General features: G+C 42.2%; 2 protein-coding genes. Both read right to left on the bottom strand.

The genetic code is table 11. The features are described from left to right. Positions 1-298: 298 nt before the first annotated feature. Positions 299-1,300 (bottom strand): macro domain-containing protein, encoded by a 1,002-nt coding sequence (locus QZZ35_RS11275; protein WP_291237491.1) that lies wholly within the window; start codon positions 1,298-1,300, stop codon positions 299-301. A gap of 18 nt (positions 1,301-1,318) precedes the next feature. Continuing rightward, a complete protein-coding gene (locus tag QZZ35_RS11280; RefSeq protein WP_291237492.1) occupies positions 1,319-2,095 on the bottom strand; it encodes an ATP-binding protein in 777 nt (258 codons plus the stop codon). Positions 2,096-2,283: the final 188 nt, after the last annotated feature.

The raw sequence follows: 2,283 nt of genomic DNA on the forward strand, positions 1-2,283 counted from the left end.
ATTGTCCAGAGCCAGAAGAATCAGAACACGTTTGGAAACACGCGCTGAAAGATTGTTATCTTTGCTCATTGCTAAAAGTTTTTCTTTCTCTTCCTGACTGAGAGAAACTGTATATTGAGTAGGGCGTCCCATATAGTTTTCCTTCTTTCGTAAATAGATTTGGATGACTATATGGTATGATACATTACTCTAGAAATCAACTTGCTGTCACACTAGTTCAATATTTGTTATTTTATTGAACAAATGTAAATCGCTTAAAATACCAATTTTCAAATTTATCATAATCCATATATGCCTTTTATTTGGAATTTAATTCCGTATAAATCAACTCATATATCTTAGGATCAACACAGGAAAATACAACTTTCATGTCATAGTCCCTGTTTTCTTTGAGCCAGGTATGCACTGACTTTACAGCAATCTTGCAAGCTTCTTTCCTGGGATAACTGAATTTTCCCGTTGAGATTGACGGAAATACGATGCTTCGTATTCCGTACTTCTTTGCCAAATCAAGAGTTGCTGTATAGCATTTTGCCAAATTCTCACGACAATTTTCCGATGGATATTTCGGACCGACAGTATGAATGATAAATTTTGCTTTCAGCCGATATCCATCTGTCAGCTTGGCTTCTCCGACACGACATCCGCCGAGTGTGGCACATTCTTCTCTCAACTTTGATCCCGCCGCACGATAAATAGCACTGTCTACACCTCTGCTGCCGAGAAGCTTTTCGTCCGTAGCATTTACGACACATTCGCACTCCGACAGTGTGATGTCACGATCATCAATCCACATTCCTGAAAACGGTCCTGTGAGGGAATTGTGGGAAAATGCCGTTACGGGGATTCCGTTTTTACGAAAATCGTCCCTTAGAGCCATTAGAATCTTCCCAAGATGGTTTTCACCCTCACCGGACTTCAGATCTACACCCCAGTACAGATCCTTCCAGTGGTTACCTTCTTTGAGAGGCTTTTCTCCGGTATCCAGCAACGCTTGTGCTAAAGTAGGATTTTGCGTAAATTTCGCGTAAACAATCTGTTCCATGATTCCGCATTTGACATCGTCCCAATCTGGGCGCCTTTCCACCTTTTGTCCGAACCGTTTGGCTTCATCGGAGGACAGGAGGGCAAACAGAAGCCGGTCTTCTGGATGCAGACATTTCTGTGCTTGATAGGCGGCCTCCGAATTGTAATAGGTAATTCCGTCAAACACAACCTTTGTCGGATAGAAATTACTCAAGAAGTCATATTCTTCACGGAAATAATCAATGGCGTCACGATGCGTTTCATAATACCCCATTATGTTTCACTCCTTTTCTTAATTTGTGTCCTTATTATTTTTTTTAACACAAATCCATTCTATCCTCTGTGCTTCCTCCGGAGTCGGCAACACTGTTTTTCCAAGCATTTTTTTGATTGCTTCCGCTGGCACACAGGCTTCACGATCACTGTTTCTCTCCAACTGCGTCTTCCATTCTGTTTCCAGATATACGATTCTCACACCGGCACCATAACGTTCAAACAACGAAATCTGCTTCTGTCTGATATCTTTTGTGATGTTGGTTGCATTCCACACAAATGGCTGATGTTTCCGAAGATAGATTTTCGCTCTCTCCTGCGCTTTCTGAATCACGCTCCCCTGATTTTCTGTAGGTTTCACATTCATCTCTTTACGAATTTCATCCAGAGAAATCATCGGATACTCAGGAATCGTGCTGTATATCCATGTATCCTTACCTGTTCCAGGTAATCCTGACATAAGGATTACTTCTCCCCATGTATCGTCATAAAGAGTCTGGTCCGGCATCACATTTCTGCCACTCAGATAGGCATGTTTTGTATAAGAAGTCATAAAAGTGTATGGTCCATCCTCGCATCCTGCTTCTTCGGCAATCGCCAGGCACAATTCAATCTTTTCCATCTGCTCCTCAATATCTGCTGCAATCCTTCCCCTCATATCCGCTTCCGACAACATACAAAGGAGTTTCCATGAAAAATCCGGCACCATTTCACCGATTGCAGCCACTTCCCGTACTTTCCGTTCCGGATTTTCCTGATCGATCAGATGTACCGGAAGCATATGGTATCTTACCAAGGTACAGATCAGCTCCCGAAGCTGTATTTTTTCATCACTTCCGCAAAGGCCTCATATCTGCCACAGAAATTCTCTGACCATTAAGCTGCCTGTATTCGAATGATGAGGTGAAACCCATTTACCGTCATCCTCCTTAAAATCCTCGAAATCCTTGAAATCATTCATAAATTACTCTATCACCTCTTTCC

It is taken from the genome of Frisingicoccus sp. (genome assembly GCA_016298055.1).
GTDB lineage: Bacteria > Bacillota > Clostridia > Lachnospirales > Lachnospiraceae > Frisingicoccus.